The 24,827-nt window shown below is 48.3% G+C and carries 8 protein-coding genes, 7 tRNA genes and 9 rRNA genes; 20 read left to right on the forward strand and 4 right to left on the reverse strand.

The features are described from left to right. Positions 1–21: 21 nt before the first annotated feature. Both J4N39_RS00630 and murI read left to right on the forward strand, forming a co-directional pair. A complete protein-coding gene (locus J4N39_RS00630; RefSeq protein WP_252021067.1) occupies positions 22–696 on the forward strand; it encodes a Dph6-related ATP pyrophosphatase in 675 nt (224 codons plus the stop codon). A gap of 51 nt (positions 697–747) precedes the next feature. Continuing rightward, the gene (murI, locus tag J4N39_RS00635; RefSeq protein WP_252021069.1) at positions 748–1,563 is read left to right on the forward strand and encodes a glutamate racemase; all 816 of its coding nucleotides are present in this window, start codon (positions 748–750) and stop codon (positions 1,561–1,563) included. Here murI and J4N39_RS00640 read toward each other — a convergent pair. Beyond that, the gene (locus J4N39_RS00640) at positions 1,535–1,981 is read right to left on the reverse strand and encodes an RNA recognition motif domain-containing protein (RefSeq protein WP_252021071.1); all 447 of its coding nucleotides are present in this window, start codon (positions 1,979–1,981) and stop codon (positions 1,535–1,537) included. The genes murI and J4N39_RS00640 overlap by 29 nt on opposite strands. A gap of 570 nt (positions 1,982–2,551) precedes the next feature. Between J4N39_RS00640 and J4N39_RS00645 the strand changes: the two genes are divergently transcribed. From J4N39_RS00645 to J4N39_RS00720, 16 genes are all read left to right on the forward strand, one after another. Beyond that, positions 2,552–4,103 (forward strand): 16S ribosomal RNA (locus J4N39_RS00645). A 184-nt stretch (positions 4,104–4,287) separates the two neighbouring features. After that, positions 4,288–4,363 (forward strand) — tRNA-Glu (locus J4N39_RS00650). A 305-nt stretch (positions 4,364–4,668) separates the two neighbouring features. Further along, a 23S ribosomal RNA gene (locus J4N39_RS00655) occupies positions 4,669–7,559 on the forward strand. Between the two features lie 177 nt (positions 7,560–7,736). Continuing rightward, positions 7,737–7,853: ribosomal RNA gene (gene rrf, locus J4N39_RS00660) — 5S ribosomal RNA — on the forward strand. A gap of 470 nt (positions 7,854–8,323) precedes the next feature. Next, positions 8,324–9,876, forward strand: a 16S ribosomal RNA gene (locus tag J4N39_RS00665). Between the two features lie 90 nt (positions 9,877–9,966). After that, a tRNA-Ile gene (locus J4N39_RS00670) sits at positions 9,967–10,043 on the forward strand. 124 nt (positions 10,044–10,167) lie between these two features. Continuing rightward, positions 10,168–10,243 (forward strand) — tRNA-Ala (locus J4N39_RS00675). A gap of 313 nt (positions 10,244–10,556) precedes the next feature. Next, positions 10,557–13,444: ribosomal RNA gene (locus J4N39_RS00680) — 23S ribosomal RNA — on the forward strand. A gap of 90 nt (positions 13,445–13,534) precedes the next feature. Continuing rightward, positions 13,535–13,651, forward strand: a 5S ribosomal RNA gene (gene rrf, locus J4N39_RS00685). Between the two features lie 315 nt (positions 13,652–13,966). After that, a 16S ribosomal RNA gene (locus J4N39_RS00690) occupies positions 13,967–15,519 on the forward strand. 96 nt (positions 15,520–15,615) lie between these two features. After that, positions 15,616–15,691: transfer RNA gene (locus tag J4N39_RS00695), tRNA-Glu, on the forward strand. Positions 15,692–15,693: 2 nt separating this feature from the next. Further along, a tRNA-Lys gene (locus tag J4N39_RS00700) sits at positions 15,694–15,769 on the forward strand. 30 nt (positions 15,770–15,799) lie between these two features. Further along, a tRNA-Val gene (locus tag J4N39_RS00705) sits at positions 15,800–15,875 on the forward strand. Between the two features lie 384 nt (positions 15,876–16,259). Continuing rightward, positions 16,260–19,149 (forward strand): 23S ribosomal RNA (locus J4N39_RS00710). A 177-nt stretch (positions 19,150–19,326) separates the two neighbouring features. Next, positions 19,327–19,443, forward strand: a 5S ribosomal RNA gene (gene rrf, locus J4N39_RS00715). Together the 16S, 23S and 5S rRNA genes with 7 tRNA genes alongside form the textbook arrangement of a ribosomal RNA operon. Positions 19,444–19,485: 42 nt before the next feature. Next, positions 19,486–19,562 (forward strand) — tRNA-Asp (locus J4N39_RS00720). Between the two features lie 395 nt (positions 19,563–19,957). Here the strand turns inward: J4N39_RS00720 and pssA are convergent. Together pssA and J4N39_RS00730 are read right to left on the reverse strand one after the other, a co-directional pair. Beyond that, a complete protein-coding gene (gene pssA / locus J4N39_RS00725) occupies positions 19,958–21,298 on the reverse strand; it encodes a CDP-diacylglycerol--serine O-phosphatidyltransferase (protein WP_252021073.1) in 1,341 nt (446 codons plus the stop codon). A gap of 103 nt (positions 21,299–21,401) precedes the next feature. Then, on the reverse strand, positions 21,402–21,827 hold the full coding sequence (locus J4N39_RS00730) for a GNAT family N-acetyltransferase (RefSeq protein ID WP_252021075.1): 426 nt from the start codon (positions 21,825–21,827) through the stop codon (positions 21,402–21,404). A 57-nt stretch (positions 21,828–21,884) separates the two neighbouring features. On the opposite strand from J4N39_RS00730, the gene murB reads away from it, so the two are divergent. After that, a complete protein-coding gene (gene murB, locus J4N39_RS00735) occupies positions 21,885–22,931 on the forward strand; it encodes a UDP-N-acetylmuramate dehydrogenase (RefSeq protein ID WP_252021077.1) in 1,047 nt (348 codons plus the stop codon). Further along, positions 22,928–23,899, forward strand: coding sequence for a bifunctional biotin--[acetyl-CoA-carboxylase] ligase/biotin operon repressor BirA (birA, locus tag J4N39_RS00740; protein ID WP_252021079.1), 972 nt, complete (start codon positions 22,928–22,930; stop codon positions 23,897–23,899). Before murB ends, birA begins: the two co-directional genes overlap by 4 nt. On the opposite strand, the gene coaA is transcribed toward birA, so the two are convergent. Continuing rightward, positions 23,900–24,823 carry a type I pantothenate kinase gene (gene coaA, locus J4N39_RS00745; protein ID WP_252021081.1) on the reverse strand — a complete coding sequence of 308 codons (924 nt, stop codon included), beginning with the start codon at positions 24,821–24,823 and terminating at the stop codon, positions 23,900–23,902. Positions 24,824–24,827: the final 4 nt, after the last annotated feature.

Genomic DNA, 24,827 nt, shown 5'->3' on the forward strand with positions numbered 1-24,827 from the left:
CGGTTTTTTCTTGAGGTAACTATGTCCCTTAAAACCAAAGTCATCGTAAGTTGGTCGTCAGGCAAAGACTCCACATTAACCCTGATCAAGTTATTAGAAGACCCTAGCGTAGAAGTCGTTGGTCTTTACACCACTTATGTTGGAGAGGAGGTACCTTATCAGGTCACGCCACTGAGTGTTGTAAAAATGCAAGCCAAGCTGGTGGGTTTACCCTTGGTACTTATTGAGCTGCCGGAAGTATTCCCATCAAACGAGATTTATCAAGCGGCCGTCGTTGAAGGTATCAAGCAGTCAGGTTTGAAAGTAGATGCCGTTGCCTTCGGAGATATGTTCTGTAATGGCATTGTAGAATACCGTCAAAGCTACATTGAAAAAGCGGGTTGGCGCTGTCTATTTCCATTACTTAACGTGCCAAGTGAACAGTTAGCAGCAGAGATCATCGACAGAGGTATTGAGACCTGCTTAGTCACCGTTGATACCCAGCGTCTTGGCGCTAGCTTTATTGGTGAGCGATACTCTCATCAGTTAATCAGCCAGTTGCCTGAAAATGTTGATCCGTGTGGAGAACACGGAGAGTTTCACACCTTAGTGACAAAAGCCCCCTGTTTTTCTGGCCAAATAGAAGTGACCCTAACGGCTACAGAGCAACAAGATCGCTTTATCCATCAAAGATACACGGCGGTACTTTGCGATTAGCCTGCCTGCGAGTATGATGAGCGAAAATTTATAGCTGAGCCTTAAACTGCCGTGAGTAAAGATAAACCACAAGCACTAGAACCTTCCCACATCTTAGTCTTTGACTCGGGTGTTGGCGGTCTATCGGTTTATCAGGAAATCGCCAAGAAACTGCCAGGTGCTCGCTATACCTACCTATTCGATAATCAAGCTTACCCGTACGGAGAGTTGGCTCAAGACACTCTTATTGAACGAGTAACACGACTGATTGACCATATTGTTGCGCAAAAGAACATAGATCTGGTGGTGATTGCCTGTAATACCGCAAGCACAATTGTATTGCCACCACTTCGCCAAATGCTGTCTATACCTGTGGTCGGTGTCGTGCCAGCGATTAAACCTGCTTCACTCATATCGAAGAAAGGCGTCGGTTTGATAGCAACCCCGGCAACCGTGACACGAGAATACACACACGAGCTTATAAAAGCGTTTTCCTCAGATAAGTCTGTGCATTTGCTGGGTTCAACTCAGCTTGTCGACATGGCGGAAGCCAAGCTTCGTGGTCAACAAGTCGACCTTGAGTGTTTACGAGAAATTTTCAAGCCGATCGCAAGTGAGATAGATGTCGCAGTATTGGGCTGTACTCATTTTCCATTGCTTAAAGCAGAAATTGAACAAGTACTGGGTAAAGAGATCCGTTTAGTTGATTCTGGGGAAGCTATTGCAAGGAGAGTTGCCGATCTGCTGAGTGGCACTAATCGTGTGGTAAACCAGATGGAGAATGAGATTTTTGCGAGTGCATCCCCTGCGGGAGAGAATGCACTCAATGAAGCCGTGATGAAGATTGGGTTCTCTAAAATTAAGACTCTTCCGACTCAGGGTGTTTAGGATCGTTAGCAACACGAACCTTTAAAGTTCTCTCCATATATTCTTTCTCATTAAGCCCAGCGATAATTTTGTCTGAATCGCTGCTTGCGACAACAACAAAACCAAAGCCTCTTCTTTTACCAGTACGTTTATCTTTCATTAAACGTACTGCGAATACTTGACCGTGTTCTGCAAATAATTGGCGAACGTGAGATTCATTTGCTTTGTAAGGCAGGTTGCCTACGTAAAGAGTGGTAGTTGCGGATTTACTATTACTTGTTTGCTCTGCAGAGGTAGTGTTTGAAAAAGAAAGCACGAGTGCACAAGCAAAAACACCAATAACAAAAGTAATCGCAGGTGAAATAGCAATCTTAGAAAAAGCGACAGCACCTAAGACCGCTAGAGCGATTATCATTAAGTACGATTTTTTTGAGTTCATATTTGAATACTACTTGTTGAATGAAAGGTAATGAATATCTATACCTATTAACATATAGGACACATAGATCATAAATATAAGCTTTACGCATTGCCAACCTATTGCTGTGACCGCCTTCAAATGTTGGATTTTTAATCGAAATAACTCATATTGATTTAAATTTAACCGAACGAAAAAATATTTCGGAAAAAGCCTTGTCATAGAAATAAACCTCTCTATAATGCGCCCTCACTGACACGGAATGAGGCGCAAGTCACAATCCGAAATCAGGAAGTGAAAAATAAGTTGAAAAAACTTGTTGACACTAAAAATTGAAAGCGTATCATACGCACCCCTAACGAAGAGGCGCCAAGCGCTGAATCAGTTAGGAAGCTCTTTAAAAATTAGAACCTATCAATCTGTGTGGGCACTCGTTGATGATAATCAAAATAGAAACTTCGGTTTCAACTTGGTTTCAATGATACGAAGTGACCATTGAGTCGAAAGACTCAGCACAGTCAATTCAAACATTACTTATGCTATTTATTTAGCAAGAGCAATGTTCAGTATTCATTGAGCCGACAAAATCTTAAATTGAAGAGTTTGATCATGGCTCAGATTGAACGCTGGCGGCAGGCCTAACACATGCAAGTCGAGCGGAAACGAGTTATCTGAACCTTCGGGGAACGATAACGGCGTCGAGCGGCGGACGGGTGAGTAATGCCTGGGAATATGCCTTGATGTGGGGGATAACTATTGGAAACGATAGCTAATACCGCATAATAGCTTCGGCTCAAAGAGGGGGACCTTCGGGCCTCTTGCGTCAAGATTAGCCCAGGTGGGATTAGCTAGTTGGTGAGGTAATGGCTCACCAAGGCGACGATCCCTAGCTGGTCTGAGAGGATGATCAGCCACACTGGAACTGAGACACGGTCCAGACTCCTACGGGAGGCAGCAGTGGGGAATATTGCACAATGGGCGCAAGCCTGATGCAGCCATGCCGCGTGTATGAAGAAGGCCTTCGGGTTGTAAAGTACTTTCAGCAGTGAGGAAGGCATTAACGTTAATAGCGTTAGTGTTTGACGTTAGCTGCAGAAGAAGCACCGGCTAACTCCGTGCCAGCAGCCGCGGTAATACGGAGGGTGCGAGCGTTAATCGGAATTACTGGGCGTAAAGCGCATGCAGGTGGTTTGTTAAGTCAGATGTGAAAGCCCGAGGCTCAACCTCGGAACTGCATTTGAAACTGGCAGGCTAGAGTACTGTAGAGGGGGGTAGAATTTCAGGTGTAGCGGTGAAATGCGTAGAGATCTGAAGGAATACCGGTGGCGAAGGCGGCCCCCTGGACAGATACTGACACTCAGATGCGAAAGCGTGGGGAGCAAACAGGATTAGATACCCTGGTAGTCCACGCCGTAAACGATGTCTACTTGGAGGTTGTGGCCTTGAGCCGTGGCTTTCGGAGCTAACGCGTTAAGTAGACCGCCTGGGGAGTACGGTCGCAAGATTAAAACTCAAATGAATTGACGGGGGCCCGCACAAGCGGTGGAGCATGTGGTTTAATTCGATGCAACGCGAAGAACCTTACCTACTCTTGACATCCAGAGAAGCCAGCGGAGACGCAGGTGTGCCTTCGGGAACTCTGAGACAGGTGCTGCATGGCTGTCGTCAGCTCGTGTTGTGAAATGTTGGGTTAAGTCCCGCAACGAGCGCAACCCTTATCCTTGTTTGCCAGCACTTCGGGTGGGAACTCCAGGGAGACTGCCGGTGATAAACCGGAGGAAGGTGGGGACGACGTCAAGTCATCATGGCCCTTACGAGTAGGGCTACACACGTGCTACAATGGCGCATACAGAGGGTTGCCAACCAGCGATGGTGAGCGGATCCCAAAAAGTGCGTCGTAGTCCGGATTGGAGTCTGCAACTCGACTCCATGAAGTCGGAATCGCTAGTAATCGTGGATCAGAATGCCACGGTGAATACGTTCCCGGGCCTTGTACACACCGCCCGTCACACCATGGGAGTGGGCTGCAAAAGAAGCAGGTAGTTTAACCTTCGGGAGGACGCTTGCCACTTTGTGGTTCATGACTGGGGTGAAGTCGTAACAAGGTAGCCCTAGGGGAACCTGGGGCTGGATCACCTCCTTATACGAAAGATTAACTTCGATTAGTGTCCACACAGATTGATTAGGTTTGATTAAAAGAGTTTTACTAAGTGATTTTTCTTAGTTCGAGGAAGGCAAGTGATGAGCGAAGGAGCATACACCAGTATGTGACTGAGTGAAGAGCGCCGACTGACGCTGAAATAAGGAAAAGCACGACGAAAAACAGTGTCCCGTTCGTCTAGAGGCCTAGGACACCGCCCTTTCACGGCGGTAACAGGGGTTCGACTCCCCTACGGGATACCATCTTTAAGCACATTTGCTAAGTGTTCTTAAAAATGGTTTCGATAAGAAACTTGCTCTTTAACAATTTGGAAAGCTGACGAATAACAACAATCCCCATATCTTTTAGATATGCGTTGTTATTCAAATTAAAAGTTCTCAAATCCTAATTCTTAGAATTAGGTACCAACACACATTCAAGTGTTCTTGGAAGTAACGAAAGTTGCTTATATTTGAGTCCGGCAAAATCGAATGTCTCTCGCTCATTTAAATAATGAGAGACAAAACCTTGGTTGTTTGCCATACGTAAAGACCCCTTCGGGTTGTATGGTTAAGTGACTAAGCGTACACGGTGGATGCCTTGGCAGTCAGAGGCGATGAAAGACGTATTAACTTGCGATAAGCCCAGATTAGGTAGTAAAAACCATTTGAGTCTGGGATTTCTGAATGGGGAAACCCGGCCGCATAAGCGGTCATCACTAACTGAATACATAGGTTAGTGAGGCGAACTCGGGGAACTGAAACATCTAAGTACCCGAAGGAAGAGAAATCAACCGAGATTCCGAAAGTAGCGGCGAGCGAAATTGGATTAGCCCTTAAGCTTTTAATGCGTTAGACGAATGTTCTGGAAAGTTCAACGATACAGGGTGATAGTCCCGTAGTTGTCGACGCATCATCAGTGAAATCGAGTAGGGCGGGACACGTGATATCCTGTCTGAATATGGGGGGACCATCCTCCAAGGCTAAATACTACTGACTGACCGATAGTGAACCAGTACCGTGAGGGAAAGGCGAAAAGAACCCCTGTGAGGGGAGTGAAATAGAACCTGAAACCGTGTACGTACAAGCAGTAGGAGCCTCCTTGTGGGGTGACTGCGTACCTTTTGTATAATGGGTCAGCGACTTATATTCAGTGGCAAGGTTAACCATCTAGGGGAGCCGTAGGGAAACCGAGTCTTAACTGGGCGATGTAGTCTCTGGATATAGACCCGAAACCAGGTGATCTAGCCATGGGCAGGTTGAAGGTTGAGTAACATCAACTGGAGGACCGAACCGACTAATGTTGAAAAAATTAGCGGATGACTTGTGGCTAGGGGTGAAAGGCCAATCAAACCTGGAGATAGCTGGTTCTCCCCGAAAGCTATTTAGGTAGCGCCTCGGACGAATACTACTGGGGGTAGAGCACTGTTAAGGCTAGGGGGTCATCCCGACTTACCAACCCTTTGCAAACTCCGAATACCAGTAAGTACTATCCGGGAGACACACGGCGGGTGCTAACGTCCGTCGTGGAGAGGGAAACAACCCAGACCGCCAGCTAAGGTCCCAAATTACTACTAAGTGGGAAACGATGTGGGAAGGCTCAGACAGCCAGGATGTTGGCTTAGAAGCAGCCATCATTTAAAGAAAGCGTAATAGCTCACTGGTCGAGTCGGCCTGCGCGGAAGATGTAACGGGGCTAAGTAGTAAACCGAAGCTGCGGCTGCATACTTTGTATGCGGGGTAGGGGAGCGTTCTGTAAGCGGTTGAAGGTGGTCTGTAAGGGCTGCTGGACGTATCAGAAGTGCGAATGCTGACATGAGTAACGATAAAGGGGGTGAAAAACCTCCTCGCCGGAAGACCAAGGGTTCCTGTCCAACGTTAATCGGGGCAGGGTAAGTCGACCCCTAAGGCGAGGCCGAAAGGCGTAGTCGATGGGAAACGGGTTAATATTCCCGTACTTCTTACAATTGCGATGGGGGGACGGAGAAGGCTAGGTGGGCCTGGCGACGGTTGTCCAGGTTCAAGTACGTAGGCGGAAGAATTAGGTAAATCCGGTTCTTCTTAACGCTGAGATACGATGTCGAGCATCTACGGATGTGAAGTCATTGATGCCATGCTTCCAGGAAAAGCCTCTAAGCTTCAGATTGTAAGGAATCGTACCCCAAACCGACACAGGTGGTCGGGTAGAGAATACCAAGGCGCTTGAGAGAACTCGGGTGAAGGAACTAGGCAAAATGGTACCGTAACTTCGGGAGAAGGTACGCTCTTGTGGGTGAAGTCCCTTGCGGATGGAGCTAACGAGAGTCGCAGATACCAGGTGGCTGCAACTGTTTATTAAAAACACAGCACTGTGCAAAATCGTAAGATGACGTATACGGTGTGACGCCTGCCCGGTGCCGGAAGGTTAATTGATGGGGTTAGACTTAGGTCGAAGCTCTTGATCGAAGCCCCGGTAAACGGCGGCCGTAACTATAACGGTCCTAAGGTAGCGAAATTCCTTGTCGGGTAAGTTCCGACCTGCACGAATGGCGTAATGATGGCCACGCTGTCTCCACCCGAGACTCAGTGAAATTGAAATCGCTGTGAAGATGCAGTGTACCCGCGGCTAGACGGAAAGACCCCGTGAACCTTTACTACAGCTTGGCACTGAACATTGACCCTACATGTGTAGGATAGGTGGGAGGCTTTGAAACTTGGGCGCCAGTTCAAGTGGAGCCGTCCTTGAAATACCACCCTTGTAGTGTTGATGTTCTAACTTGGACCCCTTATCGGGGTTGAGGACAGTGCCTGGTGGGTAGTTTGACTGGGGCGGTCTCCTCCCAAAGAGTAACGGAGGAGCACGAAGGTGGGCTAAACACGGTTGGACATCGTGTGGTTAGTGCAATGGCATAAGCCCGCTTGACTGCGAGAATGACAATTCGAGCAGGTGCGAAAGCAGGTCATAGTGATCCGGTGGTTCTGTATGGAAGGGCCATCGCTCAACGGATAAAAGGTACTCCGGGGATAACAGGCTGATACCGCCCAAGAGTTCATATCGACGGCGGTGTTTGGCACCTCGATGTCGGCTCATCACATCCTGGGGCTGAAGTCGGTCCCAAGGGTATGGCTGTTCGCCATTTAAAGTGGTACGCGAGCTGGGTTTAGAACGTCGTGAGACAGTTCGGTCCCTATCTGCCGTGGGCGTTGGAAGATTGAAGGGGGCTGCTCCTAGTACGAGAGGACCGGAGTGGACGAACCTCTGGTGTTCGGGTTGTCATGCCAATGGCATTGCCCGGTAGCTAAGTTCGGAATCGATAACCGCTGAAAGCATCTAAGCGGGAAGCGAGCCCTGAGATGAGTCTTCCCTGGCACTTTAAGTGTCCTAAAGGGTTGTTCGAGACTAGAACGTTGATAGGCAGGGTGTGTAAGCGTTGTGAGGCGTTGAGCTAACCTGTACTAATTGCCCGTGAGGCTTAACCATACAACACCCAAGGGGTTTTGATGGACTCAAAGCTAAGAACGAATTGAATGTGTAGAGACGGTAAACGGCGAGCGGCTAAGGGCCGACGGCGTGAGAACAAAGAACAGCTTTCCAGATTATTATCGCTAGACTCTGTTGGCCGAATGCCGATGGTCGTTTACCGATAAACAGAATTTGCTTGGCGACCATAGCATTGTGGACCCACCTGATTTCCATGCCGAACTCAGAAGTGAAACGCAATAGCGCCGATGGTAGTGTGGGGCTTCCCCATGTGAGAGTAGGACATCGCCAGGCTTTGAACACAAATTGCTGCTGTAGCTTGCATCTTTTGATTCTGCGATGCTCATGTACATACGTACATTGCGCTTCTCAAATCAAAATCTGACGGCGCTACAACAACAATTTGAAGTCCAAAGCGAAGAGATATCAGTCTTTGGATGTTGCTTGCTTGAATATCAAGCAAGTCACCATAGAGTTTTAGAAAAACTTAAAATTCTATGTTGACTTTCAAAGTGGGAAGCGTATTATACGCACCTCGCTAACGCACTAAGGTGCTGAAAGCAAAGCTCTTTAACAATTTAAACCTATCAATCTGTGTGGGCACTCGTTGATGATAATCAAAACTGATTCTTTGGAATCAAAAATGGTTTTCAATGAACTGAGTGACCAATCAAGACTTCTTTTGGAAACATTAGGGGACTTGGCACAGTCAATTCAACATTACTATGTAATGTAATCAGTATTCATTGAGCCGACAAAATCTTAAATTGAAGAGTTTGATCATGGCTCAGATTGAACGCTGGCGGCAGGCCTAACACATGCAAGTCGAGCGGAAACGAGTTATCTGAACCTTCGGGGAATGATAACGGCGTCGAGCGGCGGACGGGTGAGTAATGCCTGGGAATATGCCTTGATGTGGGGGATAACTATTGGAAACGATAGCTAATACCGCATAATAGCTTCGGCTCAAAGAGGGGGACCTTCGGGCCTCTCGCGTCAAGATTAGCCCAGGTGGGATTAGCTAGTTGGTGAGGTAATGGCTCACCAAGGCGACGATCCCTAGCTGGTCTGAGAGGATGATCAGCCACACTGGAACTGAGACACGGTCCAGACTCCTACGGGAGGCAGCAGTGGGGAATATTGCACAATGGGCGCAAGCCTGATGCAGCCATGCCGCGTGTGTGAAGAAGGCCTTCGGGTTGTAAAGCACTTTCAGCAGTGAGGAAGGCATTAACGTTAATAGCGTTAGTGTTTGACGTTAGCTGCAGAAGAAGCACCGGCTAACTCCGTGCCAGCAGCCGCGGTAATACGGAGGGTGCGAGCGTTAATCGGAATTACTGGGCGTAAAGCGCATGCAGGTGGTTTGTTAAGTCAGATGTGAAAGCCCGAGGCTCAACCTCGGAACTGCATTTGAAACTGGCAGGCTAGAGTACTGTAGAGGGGGGTAGAATTTCAGGTGTAGCGGTGAAATGCGTAGAGATCTGAAGGAATACCGGTGGCGAAGGCGGCCCCCTGGACAGATACTGACACTCAGATGCGAAAGCGTGGGGAGCAAACAGGATTAGATACCCTGGTAGTCCACGCCGTAAACGATGTCTACTTGGAGGTTGTGGCCTTGAGCCGTGGCTTTCGGAGCTAACGCGTTAAGTAGACCGCCTGGGGAGTACGGTCGCAAGATTAAAACTCAAATGAATTGACGGGGGCCCGCACAAGCGGTGGAGCATGTGGTTTAATTCGATGCAACGCGAAGAACCTTACCTACTCTTGACATCCAGAGAAGCCAGCGGAGACGCAGGTGTGCCTTCGGGAGCTCTGAGACAGGTGCTGCATGGCTGTCGTCAGCTCGTGTTGTGAAATGTTGGGTTAAGTCCCGCAACGAGCGCAACCCTTATCCTTGTTTGCCAGCGAGTAATGTCGGGAACTCCAGGGAGACTGCCGGTGATAAACCGGAGGAAGGTGGGGACGACGTCAAGTCATCATGGCCCTTACGAGTAGGGCTACACACGTGCTACAATGGCGCATACAGAGGGTTGCCAGCCAGCGATGGTGAGCGGATCCCAAAAAGTGCGTCGTAGTCCGGATTGGAGTCTGCAACTCGACTCCATGAAGTCGGAATCGCTAGTAATCGTGGATCAGAATGCCACGGTGAATACGTTCCCGGGCCTTGTACACACCGCCCGTCACACCATGGGAGTGGGCTGCAAAAGAAGCAGGTAGTTTAACCTTCGGGAGGACGCTTGCCACTTTGTGGTTCATGACTGGGGTGAAGTCGTAACAAGGTAGCCCTAGGGGAACCTGGGGCTGGATCACCTCCTTATACGAAAGATTAACTTCGATTAGTGTCCACACAGATTGATACGGTTTAGAAAGTAAAGAGATTTACTCAGTGCTTTGCACTTAGTAACGGGGGTCTGTAGCTCAGCTGGTTAGAGCGCTCGCCTGATAAGCGGGAGGTCGGTGGTTCAAGTCCACTCAGACCCACCAAATCTTTCCGTCTGCGGCGTCAACAAGCTTGTTGTGTACTAGTGTACACGGCCTCACTTGTTTCCTTGCATACGAAAAGATTCCCAGTCATCAATGACTGTTTAGTAGATGATTCTACATAAATGGGGCTATAGCTCAGCTGGGAGAGCGCCTGCCTTGCACGCAGGAGGTCAGCAGTTCGATCCTGCTTAGCTCCACCATCTTTAAGTGTTTTCTCGATAGAGAATATTTAAAAATGGTTTCGATAAGAAACTCATGCTCTTTAACAATTTGGAAAGCTGACGAATAACAACAATCCCCATATCTTCGATATGCGTTGTTATTCAAATTAAAAGTTCTCAAATCCTATGTCTCTTAGAGATGTAGGTACCAACACACATTCAAGTGTTCTTGGAAACAGCGAAAGCTGTTTATATTTGAGTCCGGCAAAATCGAATGTTATCTCGCTCATTCAATAATGAGATAACGAAACCTTGGTTGTTTGCCATACGTAAAGACCCCTTCGGGTTGTATGGTTAAGTGACTAAGCGTACACGGTGGATGCCTTGGCAGTCAGAGGCGATGAAAGACGTATTAACTTGCGATAAGCCCAGATTAGGTAGTAAAAACCATTTGAGTCTGGGATTTCTGAATGGGGAAACCCGGCCGCATAAGCGGTCATCACTAACTGAATACATAGGTTAGTGAGGCGAACTCGGGGAACTGAAACATCTAAGTACCCGAAGGAAGAGAAATCAACCGAGATTCCGAAAGTAGCGGCGAGCGAAATTGGATTAGCCCTTAAGCTTTTAATGCGTTAGACGAATGTTCTGGAAAGTTCAACGATACAGGGTGATAGTCCCGTAGTTGTCGACGCATCATCAGTGAAATCGAGTAGGGCGGGACACGTGATATCCTGTCTGAATATGGGGGGACCATCCTCCAAGGCTAAATACTACTGACTGACCGATAGTGAACCAGTACCGTGAGGGAAAGGCGAAAAGAACCCCTGTGAGGGGAGTGAAATAGAACCTGAAACCGTGTACGTACAAGCAGTAGGAGCCTCCTTGTGGGGTGACTGCGTACCTTTTGTATAATGGGTCAGCGACTTATATTCAGTGGCAAGGTTAACCATCTAGGGGAGCCGTAGGGAAACCGAGTCTTAACTGGGCGATTAGTCTCTGGATATAGACCCGAAACCAGGTGATCTAGCCATGGGCAGGTTGAAGGTTGAGTAACATCAACTGGAGGACCGAACCGACTAATGTTGAAAAATTAGCGGATGACTTGTGGCTAGGGGTGAAAGGCCAATCAAACCTGGAGATAGCTGGTTCTCCCCGAAAGCTATTTAGGTAGCGCCTCGGACGAATACTACTGGGGGTAGAGCACTGTTAAGGCTAGGGGGTCATCCCGACTTACCAACCCTTTGCAAACTCCGAATACCAGTAAGTACTATCCGGGAGACACACGGCGGGTGCTAACGTCCGTCGTGGAGAGGGAAACAACCCAGACCGCCAGCTAAGGTCCCAAATTACTACTAAGTGGGAAACGATGTGGGAAGGCTCAGACAGCCAGGATGTTGGCTTAGAAGCAGCCATCATTTAAAGAAAGCGTAATAGCTCACTGGTCGAGTCGGCCTGCGCGGAAGATGTAACGGGGCTAAGTAGTAAACCGAAGCTGCGGCTGCAACTTATGTTGCGGGGTAGGGGAGCGTTCTGTAAGCGGTTGAAGGTGGTCTGTAAGGGCTGCTGGACGTATCAGAAGTGCGAATGCTGACATGAGTAACGATAAAGGGGGTGAAAAACCTCCTCGCCGGAAGACCAAGGGTTCCTGTCCAACGTTAATCGGGGCAGGGTAAGTCGACCCCTAAGGCGAGGCCGAAAGGCGTAGTCGATGGGAAACGGGTTAATATTCCCGTACTTCTTACAATTGCGATGGGGGGACGGAGAAGGCTAGGTGGGCCTGGCGACGGTTGTCCAGGTTCAAGTACGTAGGCGGAAGAATTAGGTAAATCCGGTTCTTCTTAACGCTGAGATACGATGTCGAGCATCTACGGATGTGAAGTCATTGATGCCATGCTTCCAGGAAAAGCCTCTAAGCTTCAGATTGTAAGGAATCGTACCCCAAACCGACACAGGTGGTCGGGTAGAGAATACCAAGGCGCTTGAGAGAACTCGGGTGAAGGAACTAGGCAAAATGGTACCGTAACTTCGGGAGAAGGTACGCTCTTGTGGGTGAAGTCCCTTGCGGATGGAGCTAACGAGAGTCGCAGATACCAGGTGGCTGCAACTGTTTATTAAAAACACAGCACTGTGCAAAATCGTAAGATGACGTATACGGTGTGACGCCTGCCCGGTGCCGGAAGGTTAATTGATGGGGTTAGACGTAAGTCGAAGCTCTTGATCGAAGCCCCGGTAAACGGCGGCCGTAACTATAACGGTCCTAAGGTAGCGAAATTCCTTGTCGGGTAAGTTCCGACCTGCACGAATGGCGTAATGATGGCCACGCTGTCTCCACCCGAGACTCAGTGAAATTGAAATCGCTGTGAAGATGCAGTGTACCCGCGGCTAGACGGAAAGACCCCGTGAACCTTTACTACAGCTTGGCACTGAACATTGACCCTACATGTGTAGGATAGGTGGGAGGCTTTGAAACTTGGGCGCCAGTTCAAGTGGAGCCGTCCTTGAAATACCACCCTTGTAGTGTTGATGTTCTAACTTGGACCCCTTATCGGGGTTGAGGACAGTGCCTGGTGGGTAGTTTGACTGGGGCGGTCTCCTCCCAAAGAGTAACGGAGGAGCACGAAGGTGGGCTAAACACGGTTGGACATCGTGTGGTTAGTGCAATGGCATAAGCCCGCTTGACTGCGAGAATGACAATTCGAGCAGGTGCGAAAGCAGGTCATAGTGATCCGGTGGTTCTGTATGGAAGGGCCATCGCTCAACGGATAAAAGGTACTCCGGGGATAACAGGCTGATACCGCCCAAGAGTTCATATCGACGGCGGTGTTTGGCACCTCGATGTCGGCTCATCACATCCTGGGGCTGAAGTCGGTCCCAAGGGTATGGCTGTTCGCCATTTAAAGTGGTACGCGAGCTGGGTTTAGAACGTCGTGAGACAGTTCGGTCCCTATCTGCCGTGGGCGTTGGAAGATTGAAGGGGGCTGCTCCTAGTACGAGAGGACCGGAGTGGACGAACCTCTGGTGTTCGGGTTGTCATGCCAATGGCATTGCCCGGTAGCTAAGTTCGGAATCGATAACCGCTGAAAGCATCTAAGCGGGAAGCGAGCCCTGAGATGAGTCTTCCCTGGCGCTTTAAGCGTCCTAAAGGGTTGTTCGAGACTAGAACGTTGATAGGCAGGGTGTGTAAGCGTTGTGAGGCGTTGAGCTAACCTGTACTAATTGCCCGTGAGGCTTAACCATACAACACCCAAGGGGTTTTGATGGACTCAAAGCTAAGAACGATTGAATGTGTAGAGAACACAAAAACAGCTTTCCGAATTAAAGAATTTGCTTGGCGACCATAGCATTGTGGACCCACCTGATTTCCATGCCGAACTCAGAAGTGAAACGCAATAGCGCCGATGGTAGTGTGGGGCTTCCCCATGTGAGAGTAGGACATCGCCAGGCTTTAATTTCGATTTGCTTACAAAGTAAGCGAGTCACCATAGAGCTCTAAAAAAACTTAGAGTTTTATGTTGACTTTCGAAGTGAGAAGCGTATTATACGCACCTCGCTGACGCACTAAGGTGCTGAAAGCAAAGCTCTTTAACAATTTAAACCTATCAATCTGTGTGGGCACTCGTTGATGATAATCAAAATAGATACTTCGGTATCAACAATGATTTCAATGAACAGAGTGACCAATTCGAATCGAAAGATTCGGCACAGTCAATTCAAACATTACTATGTAATGTTCAGTATTCATTGAGTCGACAAAATCTTAAATTGAAGAGTTTGATCATGGCTCAGATTGAACGCTGGCGGCAGGCCTAACACATGCAAGTCGAGCGGAAACGAGTTATCTGAACCTTCGGGGAACGATAACGGCGTCGAGCGGCGGACGGGTGAGTAATGCCTGGGAATATGCCTTGATGTGGGGGATAACTATTGGAAACGATAGCTAATACCGCATAATAGCTTCGGCTCAAAGAGGGGGACCTTCGGGCCTCTCGCGTCAAGATTAGCCCAGGTGGGATTAGCTAGTTGGTGAGGTAATGGCTCACCAAGGCGACGATCCCTAGCTGGTCTGAGAGGATGATCAGCCACACTGGAACTGAGACACGGTCCAGACTCCTACGGGAGGCAGCAGTGGGGAATATTGCACAATGGGCGCAAGCCTGATGCAGCCATGCCGCGTGTATGAAGAAGGCCTTCGGGTTGTAAAGTACTTTCAGCAGTGAGGAAGGCATTAACGTTAATAGCGTTAGTGTTTGACGTTAGCTGCAGAAGAAGCACCGGCTAACTCCGTGCCAGCAGCCGCGGTAATACGGAGGGTGCGAGCGTTAATCGGAATTACTGGGCGTAAAGCGCATGCAGGTGGTTTGTTAAGTCAGATGTGAAAGCCCGAGGCTCAACCTCGGAACTGCATTTGAAACTGGCAGGCTAGAGTACTGTAGAGGGGGGTAGAATTTCAGGTGTAGCGGTGAAATGCGTAGAGATCTGAAGGAATACCGGTGGCGAAGGCGGCCCCCTGGACAGATACTGACACTCAGATGCGAAAGCGTGGGGAGCAAACAGGATTAGATACCCTGGTAGTCCACGCCGTAAACGATGTCTACTTGGAGGTTGTGGCCTTGAGCCGTGGCTTTCGGAGCTAACGCGTTAAGTAGACCGCCTGGGGAGTACGGTCGCAAGATTAAAACTCAAATGAATTGACGGGGGCCCGCACAAGCGGTGGAGCATGTGGTTTAATTCGATGCAACGCGAAGAACCTTACCTACTCTTGACATCCAGAGAAGCCAGCGGAGACGCAGGTGTGCCTTCGGGAACTCTGAGACAGGTGCTGCATGGCTGTCGTCAGCTCGTGTTGTGAAATGTTGGGTTAAGTCCCGCAACGAGCGCAACCCTTATCCTTGTTTGCCAGCGAGTAATGTCGGGAACTCCAGGGAGACTGCCGGTGATAAACCGGAGGAAGGTGGGGACGACGTCAAGTCATCATGGCCCTTACGAGTAGGGCTACACACGTGCTACAATGGCGCATACAGAGGGTTGCCAGCCAGCGATGGTGAGCGGATCCCAAAAAGTGCGTCGTAGTCCGGATTGGAGTCTGCAACTCGACTCCATGAAGTCGGAATCGCTAGTAATCGTGGATCAGAATGCCACGGTGAATACGTTCCCGGGCCTTGTACACACCGCCCGTCACACCATGGGAGTGGGCTGCAAAAGAAGCAGGTAGTTTAACCTTCGGGAGGACGCTTGCCACTTTGTGGTTCATGACTGGGGTGAAGTCGTAACAAGGTAGCCCTAGGGGAACCTGGGGCTGGATCACCTCCTTATACGAAAGATTAGCTTTGACTAGTGTCCACACAGATTGATTAGGTTTATTAAGTAAGAGAGTTTTGAATATGTCCCCCAAGACATGTTCGCGCAGTGTCCCGTTCGTCTAGAGGCCTAGGACACCGCCCTTTCACGGCGGTAACAGGGGTTCGACTCCCCTACGGGATACCATTGGGTCGTTAGCTCAGTTGGTAGAGCAGTTGACTTTTAATCAATTGGTCGCAGGTTCGAATCCTGCACGACCCACCATTCTTCTCCACGAAGAATTAAAACTTATGTGGGCGATTAGCTCAGTTGGGAGAGCACCTGCCTTACAAGCAGGGGGTCACTGGTTCGAGCCCGGTATCGCCCACCATTCTCTAAGAATTTTTGGATTAGGATTTTCCAAACCACTTCAGTTTAATGAATATGTGGTTGGAATTTTTGTCGCCTGAGAGTCCTTAGAAAATGTATTTCTTTGCTATCTATTAGCAAAGCGAAAACATGCTCTTTAACAATTTGGAAAGCTGACGAATAACAACAATCCCCATATCTTCGGATATGCGTTGTTATTCAAATTAAAAGTTCTCAAATCCTAGTGACTTAGTCATTAGGTACCAACACACATTCAAGTGTTCTTGGAAGTAACGAAAGTTGCTTATATTTGAGTCCGGCAAAATCGAATGTTATCTCGCTCATTCAATAATGAGATAACGAACCTTGGTTGTTTGCCATACGTAAAGACCCCTTCGGGTTGTATGGTTAAGTGACTAAGCGTACACGGTGGATGCCTTGGCAGTCAGAGGCGATGAAAGACGTATTAACTTGCGATAAGCCCAGATTAGGTAGTAAAAACCATTTGAGTCTGGGATTTCTGAATGGGGAAACCCGGCCGCATAAGCGGTCATCATTAACTGAATACATAGGTTAGTGAAGCGAACTCGGGGAACTGAAACATCTAAGTACCCGAAGGAAGAGAAATCAACCGAGATTCCGAAAGTAGCGGCGAGCGAAATTGGATTAGCCCTTAAGCTTTTAATGCGTTAGACGAATGTTCTGGAAAGTTCAACGATACAGGGTGATAGTCCCGTAGTTGTCGACGCATCATCAGTGAAATCGAGTAGGGCGGGACACGTGATATCCTGTCTGAATATGGGGGGACCATCCTCCAAGGCTAAATACTACTGACTGACCGATAGTGAACCAGTACCGTGAGGGAAAGGCGAAAAGAACCCCTGTGAGGGGAGTGAAATAGAACCTGAAACCGTGTACGTACAAGCAGTAGGAGCCTCTTCGTGGGGTGACTGCGTACCTTTTGTATAATGGGTCAGCGACTTATATTCAGTGGCAAGGTTAACCATCTAGGGGAGCCGTAGGGAAACCGAGTCTTAACTGGGCGATGTAGTCTCTGGATATAGACCCGAAACCAGGTGATCTAGCCATGGGCAGGTTGAAGGTTGAGTAACATCAACTGGAGGACCGAACCGACTAATGTTGAAAAATTAGCGGATGACTTGTGGCTAGGGGTGAAAGGCCAATCAAACCTGGAGATAGCTGGTTCTCCCCGAAAGCTATTTAGGTAGCGCCTCGGACGAATACTACTGGGGGTAGAGCACTGTTAAGGCTAGGGGGTCATCCCGACTTACCAACCCTTTGCAAACTCCGAATACCAGTAAGTACTATCCGGGAGACACACGGCGGGTGCTAACGTCCGTCGTGGAGAGGGAAACAACCCAGACCGCCAGCTAAGGTCCCAAATTACTACTAAGTGGGAAACGATGTGGGAAGGCTCAGACAGCCAGGATGTTGGCTTAGAAGCAGCCATCATTTAAAGAAAGCGTAATAGCTCACTGGTCGAGTCGGCCTGCGCGGAAGATGTAACGGGGCTAAGTAGTAAACCGAAGCTGCGGCTGCAATTTATATTGCGGGGTAGGGGAGCGTTCTGTAAGCGGTTGAAGGTGGTTCGTAAGGGCTGCTGGACGTATCAGAAGTGCGAATGCTGACATGAGTAACGATAAAGGGGGTGAAAAACCTCCTCGCCGGAAGACCAAGGGTTCCTGTCCAACGTTAATCGGGGCAGGGTAAGTCGACCCCTAAGGCGAGGCCGAAAGGCGTAGTCGATGGGAAACGGGTTAATATTCCCGTACTTCTTACAATTGCGATGGGGGGACGGAGAAGGCTAGGTGGGCCTGGCGACGGTTGTCCAGGTTCAAGTACGTAGGCGGAAGAATTAGGTAAATCCGGTTCTTCATTAACGCTGAGATACGATGTCGAGCTACTACGGTAGTGAAGTCATTGATGCCATGCTTCCAGGAAAAGCCTCTAAGCTTCAGATTGTAAGGAATCGTACCCCAAACCGACACAGGTGGTCGGGTAGAGAATACCAAGGCGCTTGAGAGAACTCGGGTGAAGGAACTAGGCAAAATGGTACCGTAACTTCGGGAGAAGGTACGCTCTTGTGGGTGAAGTCCCTTGCGGATGGAGCTAACGAGAGTCGCAGATACCAGGTGGCTGCAACTGTTTATTAAAAACACAGCACTGTGCAAAATCGTAAGATGACGTATACGGTGTGACGCCTGCCCGGTGCCGGAAGGTTAATTGATGGGGTTAGACGTAAGTCGAAGCTCTTGATCGAAGCCCCGGTAAACGGCGGCCGTAACTATAACGGTCCTAAGGTAGCGAAATTCCTTGTCGGGTAAGTTCCGACCTGCACGAATGGCGTAATGATGGCCACGCTGTCTCCACCCGAGACTCAGTGAAATTGAAATCGCTGTGAAGATGCAGTGTACCCGCGGCTAGACGGAAAGACCCCGTGAACCTTTACTACAGCTTGGCACTGAACATTGACCCTACATGTGTAGGATAGGTGGGAGGCTTTGAAACTTGGGCGCCAGTTCAAGTGGAGCCGTCCTTGAAATACCACCCTTGTAGTGTTGATGTTCTAACTTAGACCCCTAATCGGGGTTGAGGACAGTGCCTGGTGGGTAGTTTGACTGGGGCGGTCTCCTCCCAAAGAGTAACGGAGGAGCACGAAGGTGGGCTAAACACGGTTGGACATCGTGTGGTTAGTGCAATGGCATAAGCCCGCTTGACTGCGAGAATGACAATTCGAGCAGGTGCGAAAGCAGGTCATAGTGATCCGGTGGTTCTGTATGGAAGGGCCATCGCTCAACGGATAAAAGGTACTCCGGGGATAACAGGCTGATACCGCCCAAGAGTTCATATCGACGGCGGTGTTTGGCACCTCGATGTCGGCTCATCACATCCTGGGGCTGAAGTCGGTCCCAAGGGTATGGCTGTTCGCCATTTAAAGTGGTACGCGAGCTGGGTTTAGAACGTCGTGAGACAGTTCGGTCCCTATCTGCCGTGGGCGTTGGAAGATTGAAGGGGGCTGCTCCTAGTACGAGAGGACCGGAGTGGACGAACCTCTGGTGTTCGGGTTGTCATGCCAATGGCATTGCCCGGTAGCTAAGTTCGGAATCGATAACCGCTGAAAGCATCTAAGCGGGAAGCGAGCCCTGAGATGAGTCTTCCCTGGCACTTTAAGTGTCCTAAAGGGTTGTTCGAGACTAGAACGTTGATAGGCAGGGTGTGTAAGCGTTGTGAGGCGTTGAGCTAACCTGTACTAATTGCCCGTGAGGCTTAACCATACAACACCCAAGGGGTTTTGATGGACTCAAAGCTAAGAACGAATTGAATGTGTAGAGACGGTAAACGGCGAGCGGCTAAGGGCCGACGGCGTGAGAACAAAGAACAGCTTTCCAGATGATTATCGCTAGACCCCGTTGGCCGAATGCCGATGGCCGTTTACCGATAAACAGAATTTGCTTGGCGACCATAGCATTGTGGACCCACCTGATTTCCATGCCGAACTCAGAAGTGAAACGCAATAGCGCCGATGGTAGTGTGGGGCTTCCCCATGTGAGAGTAGGACATCGCCAGGCTTTAATTTTGGACACTTGCTCAAATAGCAAGTACGCCACTGCGGAGTGGTAGTTCAGTTGGTTAGAATACCGGCCTGTCACGCCGGGGGTCGCGGGTTCGAGTCCCGTCCACTCCGCCACTTATACGAAAGCCTCGTCGAATGACGAGGCTTTTTTGCGTTTATAAGCCTCAGCGAACGCTGGGGCTTTATCGTAATTACGGTAAAGGGACGCTTCGCTAACGGACGCTGGCGCTAAGGGGGAAAGGGAATAGCTGCTCTCCTAAAAAAGGCTCAGAGTTCAAAAACAGCAAGTTCAATCCTTTTACTTATAAGAAGTTGCCTTGTGCATTGATGGGACTTTGTCGTATTTCGAGAAAGGCTACGCTAACAGATGCTGATACTTGTGCAATAGGGTCGTTAGATATTGTTTTCTATTCGTAGAGACAATCATGCAAAGCCGATAGCCGATAGCCGATAGCCGATAAAAAAGCCGACGATATACGCCGGCCTTTCAAAGTTCTTCTTTCCGTCTTCTATAGCAATTGCTTCAATACCCTATCCGCACTGATCGTTCGGATCTTACGAATGAGCTTTTGAACAACTACCGGGTAGGTATCGATCTTATCGATCTGGCGATAAGTACATACCAACTCAGTGTGTTGCAGAATGTTCTCTATTTCTTGTTCAAACTTCGGAACAACAAGTGCGTTGTGGTCTTGTACTAGCAGTGCGTTCTCTAAGTCTAACTTCCAAGCGCGTGGGTTAAGGTTGTTGCCCGTTAGCAGCATGTAGCGCTTATCTACCCACATTCCCTTAAGGTGATAGCTATTAGAGTCATGCTTCCATAAGTGTAAAGAGAGCTGGCGACTTGCTAGGAATGCTTCATTAATCTTGGCAAAGCGGCGCAAGTTCATTTCATACAGGTATGGCAGACCACCAATGGTGCTAAAAGACTGAGTTGGTGGAATATAGAAGTCATTAGCTGTCTTGTCCCCAACAACAATCGATACTTTCACTCCACGTTTAAGCGCTTTTTTAACGGCTTTCGCTAACTCCTTAGGGAAGTTGAAATACGGAGTACAGATAAAGATTTCATCTTTGGCCTGATTGACCAGCTCCACAATGCTTTGGTTAAGAGTATTGCGTCGTTTACCTAGTCCTACGATGGGCGTGATAGCAATTTGATCCGCTTTGGCGATTTGGTGGGTAAAGTGATATTGGCTACGAGCGAGTTTCGAACGGAACTGGCGAATAGCGGTCTTTAGTGACTTAGTCGTTGGCAGCTTTGTCGAAGCAAGGTTATTTACTGCCGCATGGCTGATCATTTCTTCTTGGATGAATCGAACCATACTGTCTGCAAGTTCGGCGTTATCGACGATGTGGTAGCGGTCAAATCGGTATCTGTCTTGTTTATTTAGATAGATATTATTTAGGCTCGCACCGCTGTAGATAACTTGGTCATCAACGATAAAACCTTTGAGGTGCAAAACACCAAAGACTTCTCGACCACGTACTGGGATGCCAAACACAGGAATGTCATATTTGTACTCTTTGGCAAACTCGCGATACATCGCGGCGTTTCCTTCCGAGTGTGCCGCTCCGATCAATCCTCGCTGTGCACGGTGCCAGTCGACACAGATCTTAATATCAAGATCAGGGTTAGCCTGTTTCGCCTCATACATGGCGGTTAGGATTTCACGACCGGCTTCGTCATCTTCTAAGTAAAGGGCGGCGATATAGATGCGTGAGTTTGCTTCCCTTATCGCTTCGAGCAGATGAGTACGAAACTGTTCTGCTGAGTGAAGAATATTAAAGTTTGCCGGATCAGTTGCGATGGTTGGCAATGTACCAATTTTGTCCCGAATCGCTATCATAATTCGTGAAAAGCCTTTGTTCTATTTGCAAAATTGCGAACTTTAAATTTTACCAAAAACTAGCGAAGGGTGACTACTATTTCACGGTTCTGTTGAGGCAAAATTAAGCAACATATTGTAAAGGTTTGAGCGACTTACCAGATTGAGTATAGCGTTTGAAAAGATTTTGCAGACACCCAGGCATATTTGTCGTGTCCGTCGTCTCAAAACCGAAGCGGCAGTAGAAGTTTTCAAGGTGTTCTAGAGCAAAACAGTAGTCTTGGTCCCTTAAGATCTGTTGTTGGCAGTAGGCCATAAGAGCCGCACCAATCCCCTGACTGCGATACTTGGTGTCAACGACCATGCCCGTGAGTAAACGTGTTTCTTCAATATGCCTAAATCTAACCACTGCTACCATGGCAGGACCTGAGTAGGCAGCGATGATGAGTTCGTCAGACTTTGCTTTACCTGCTGGGTAGTGTTGTTTGTAGAATCGTTTTACCAGTGGGAGTTTGATCGGTTCGATTTGCTCAAAGCGTAATTGGGTCATGGAATCACTGTGCAGTTGGGTTAAGATAACCAAAGTTTAGATTTAGCGTTAAGTATTATGCGTATAGAACACCAAGCAAGTTTAAAGCAATTTCATACCTTTTCCATTGAAGTCGGTTGTGATGTGTTGGTTGAGGCAACGAGTGTCGACGAGCTTATCCAATGCTACCAAAACCCGGATTGGGCCAATTTGCCAAAGTTGGTGCTGGGTAAAGGCAGTAATATGCTGTTTACCGAGCACTTTAAGGGAGTAGTGATCCTCAATCGCTTAATGGGCAAAGAGGTGACCGAGAGTGAGTTGGCTTATCACCTGCATATTAATGGTGGGGAAGACTGGCCAGAACTTGTTGCCTGGAGTTTGAAGCAAGGTTATGACGGCTTGGAAAACTTAGCGCTCATCCCAGGTTGTGTAGGCTCTTCTCCAATCCAAAACATTGGAGCGTACGGTGTTGAGCTAAAAGATGTGTGTGAGTACGTAGAGTACCTATGTTTAGAGACTTTCACTATTAAACGCCTATCTAAGCATGAGTGTGAGTTTGGTTACCGAGACTCAATCTTTAAACATCAGTTACATGGAAAAGCTGTCATTACCGCCGTTGGCATTACCTTAAATAAGCAGTGGCAAGCGAAGGCACAGTATGGGCCATTAAAAGCGATAGATGCTGGCGAACGTAATGCTCAAACAATCTTTAATACGGTTTGCGATATTCGGATGGAGAAACTTCCTGACCCTGCCGTGTTGGGTAATGCGGGCAGTTTCTTTAAAAATCCTGTGGTTAGCCAAGACCAGTATCAAGCACTAAAGCTTAAATATCCTAATTTGGTCGGCTATGAGGTGGAGCATGGTGTAAAGCTGGCTGCTGGTTGGCTGATTGATAATGCTGGTTTAAAGGGGGTTTCTGTTGGAGGCGCTCAAGTACACCAACAACAGGCATTGGTATTGGTTAATCATGATAGGGCAAGTGCACAAGATGTCCTTGGGTTAGCAAAGTTGGTAACCGAGCGGGTTAAATCTGAATATGGTGTCTCTTTGGAGCATGAAGTGCGATTTATGGGGCAAAGTGAAGAAACACACCTTCAACAATGGATTGAAAATCATCAATGAAAGGATCGTCGTTAAAGTATGCGTTAGTCGAGTTACTCGCAGACGGAGAGTTTCACTCTGGAGAAGCACTAGGTCATACGCTTGGTGTGTCTAGAGCTGCGATCAGCAAACACATTAAAAGCATTCAATCTCTAGGGCTGGATGTGTTTAGTGTGCCACGAAAAGGATATAAGCTGACTCAACCTATCTCTTTGCTTTGCAGTGAGAAAATATCGCCTTTAATTGAGCGCCCAGTATCGGTGTTCCCCGTCATTGATTCAACCAATCAGTATTTAATGGACCAGATGGGTTCTCTAGACAGTGGTCATGTTTGTTTGGCGGAATACCAAAGCAGTGGTCGCGGTCGTCGTGGTCGTACTTGGGTTTCACCTTTCGCAACTAATCTATATATGTCGATGTACTGGCGTTTGGAAGCGGGTATGGCTGCTGCGATGGGACTAAGTTTAGTCATTGGCATAGCGACGACGGAAGCTTTGGACTCATTGGGCTATGACGGTGTGAAGCTTAAATGGCCTAACGACATTTACTACCAAGACACGAAACTTGCCGGGATTTTAGTGGAAATGTCAGGACAAGCCGGCGGCGCTGCTGAGCTTGTGATCGGGCTTGGACTTAATGTTGCTATGCCCGAGTCTGAAACCGAAGCAATAGATCAGCCTTGGACGGCATTGGAAAAACTGAGCGCTGGTTCTTTGCCTATTGATAGAAATGAGTTGGCAGCAACTATACTCCAGCATTGGCAACAAGCGTTGGCCCAATATGAGGGCATGGGGATGTCCGCCTTTATAGAACGATGGAATCGGTTTGATAACTATGTGGGTCGTCCGGTGACATTATTAATGGGGCCTAATCAGGTCACTGGTATCGTGCAAGGCATTAATGAGCAAGGTGCGGTGTTGATAGAGACCGATAAAGGGGTTGAAGCCTTCATCGGTGGAGAGATTTCTTTAAGAGCAAAGAGTAAGTAATTACTTACGCAATAAGACTTGTTCTACACTATGGTTTTCACCTTTGCGTAGAATAAGTTGAGCCCGCTCTCTGGTCGGTAAGATATTTTCATTGAGGTTCTTACCGTTAATAGAACTCCAGATGCTGCGCGCTTTTTTGATGGCATCGTCCTTACTCATGAGTGTGTAGTGATTGAAGTATGCGCCAGGCTTACGGAATGCACCTTGGCGAAACTTCAAGAAACGCTCGATATACCACTCTTCGATTTGTGTTGAATCCGCATCGACATATAAAGAAAAGTCTAAAAAGTCAGAGATAAAGACGCGATGTGGGTCATGAGGATAATCCATACCACTTTGCAGCACATTAAGCCCTTCAATGATCAGCACATCAGGCTGGTCAACAACCTTCTCTTCTTCGGTAATGTCGTAAGTCAGATGAGAGTAGACTGGGGCCGTGACATTACGTTTGCCAGCTTTGACGTCAGAGACGAACTTAACCAAACGATGCATATCATAGGATTCTGGAAACCCTTTCTTGGTCATTAAGTCACGTTCATTGAGCACTTTGTTGGGGTGTAAAAAGCCATCAGTGGTAATGAGCTCGACTTTTGGGTGATTCTCCCAACGAGAAAGCAGCGCTTTTAGTAATCGCGCAGTGGTACTTTTACCTACTGCGACACTGCCTGCGATGCCAATGATAAACGGTGGGGTGTGGTCATTTTCACCAAGGAATTGCTGCAACACGGAATTTCGACTTTGTCGAGCCTCAACATACAGATTGAGTAACCTAGAGAGAGGCAAGTAGATCTCTACGGCTTCTTGCATGGTTAAGTTTTCATTGATCCCTTGCAGTTCTTCTAGGTCCTCTTGGGTAAGAGTCATAGGAACGGCATTTCTCAATTCAGACCATTTATGACGGTCGAAAGACATATACGGGGTCATAGTA

This window comes from Vibrio sp. SCSIO 43136 (assembly GCF_023716565.1).
Lineage (GTDB): Bacteria > Pseudomonadota > Gammaproteobacteria > Enterobacterales > Vibrionaceae > Vibrio.

Bases quoted from the DNA above. Each gene is read 5' to 3' on its own strand.
- murB (WP_252021077.1), top strand. From the start codon at position 21,885: ATGCGTATAGAACACCAAGCAAGTTTAAAGCAATTTCATACCTTTTCC.
- birA (WP_252021079.1), top strand. From the start codon at position 22,928: ATGAAAGGATCGTCGTTAAAGTATGCGTTAGTCGAGTTACTCGCAGAC.
- pssA (WP_252021073.1), bottom strand. From the start codon at position 21,298: ATGATAGCGATTCGGGACAAAATTGGTACATTGCCAACCATCGCAACT.
- J4N39_RS00630 (WP_252021067.1), top strand. From the start codon at position 22: ATGTCCCTTAAAACCAAAGTCATCGTAAGTTGGTCGTCAGGCAAAGAC.
- coaA (WP_252021081.1), bottom strand. From the start codon at position 24,823: ATGACCCCGTATATGTCTTTCGACCGTCATAAATGGTCTGAATTGAGA.
- J4N39_RS00730 (WP_252021075.1), bottom strand. From the start codon at position 21,827: ATGACCCAATTACGCTTTGAGCAAATCGAACCGATCAAACTCCCACTG.
- J4N39_RS00640 (WP_252021071.1), bottom strand. From the start codon at position 1,981: ATGAACTCAAAAAAATCGTACTTAATGATAATCGCTCTAGCGGTCTTA.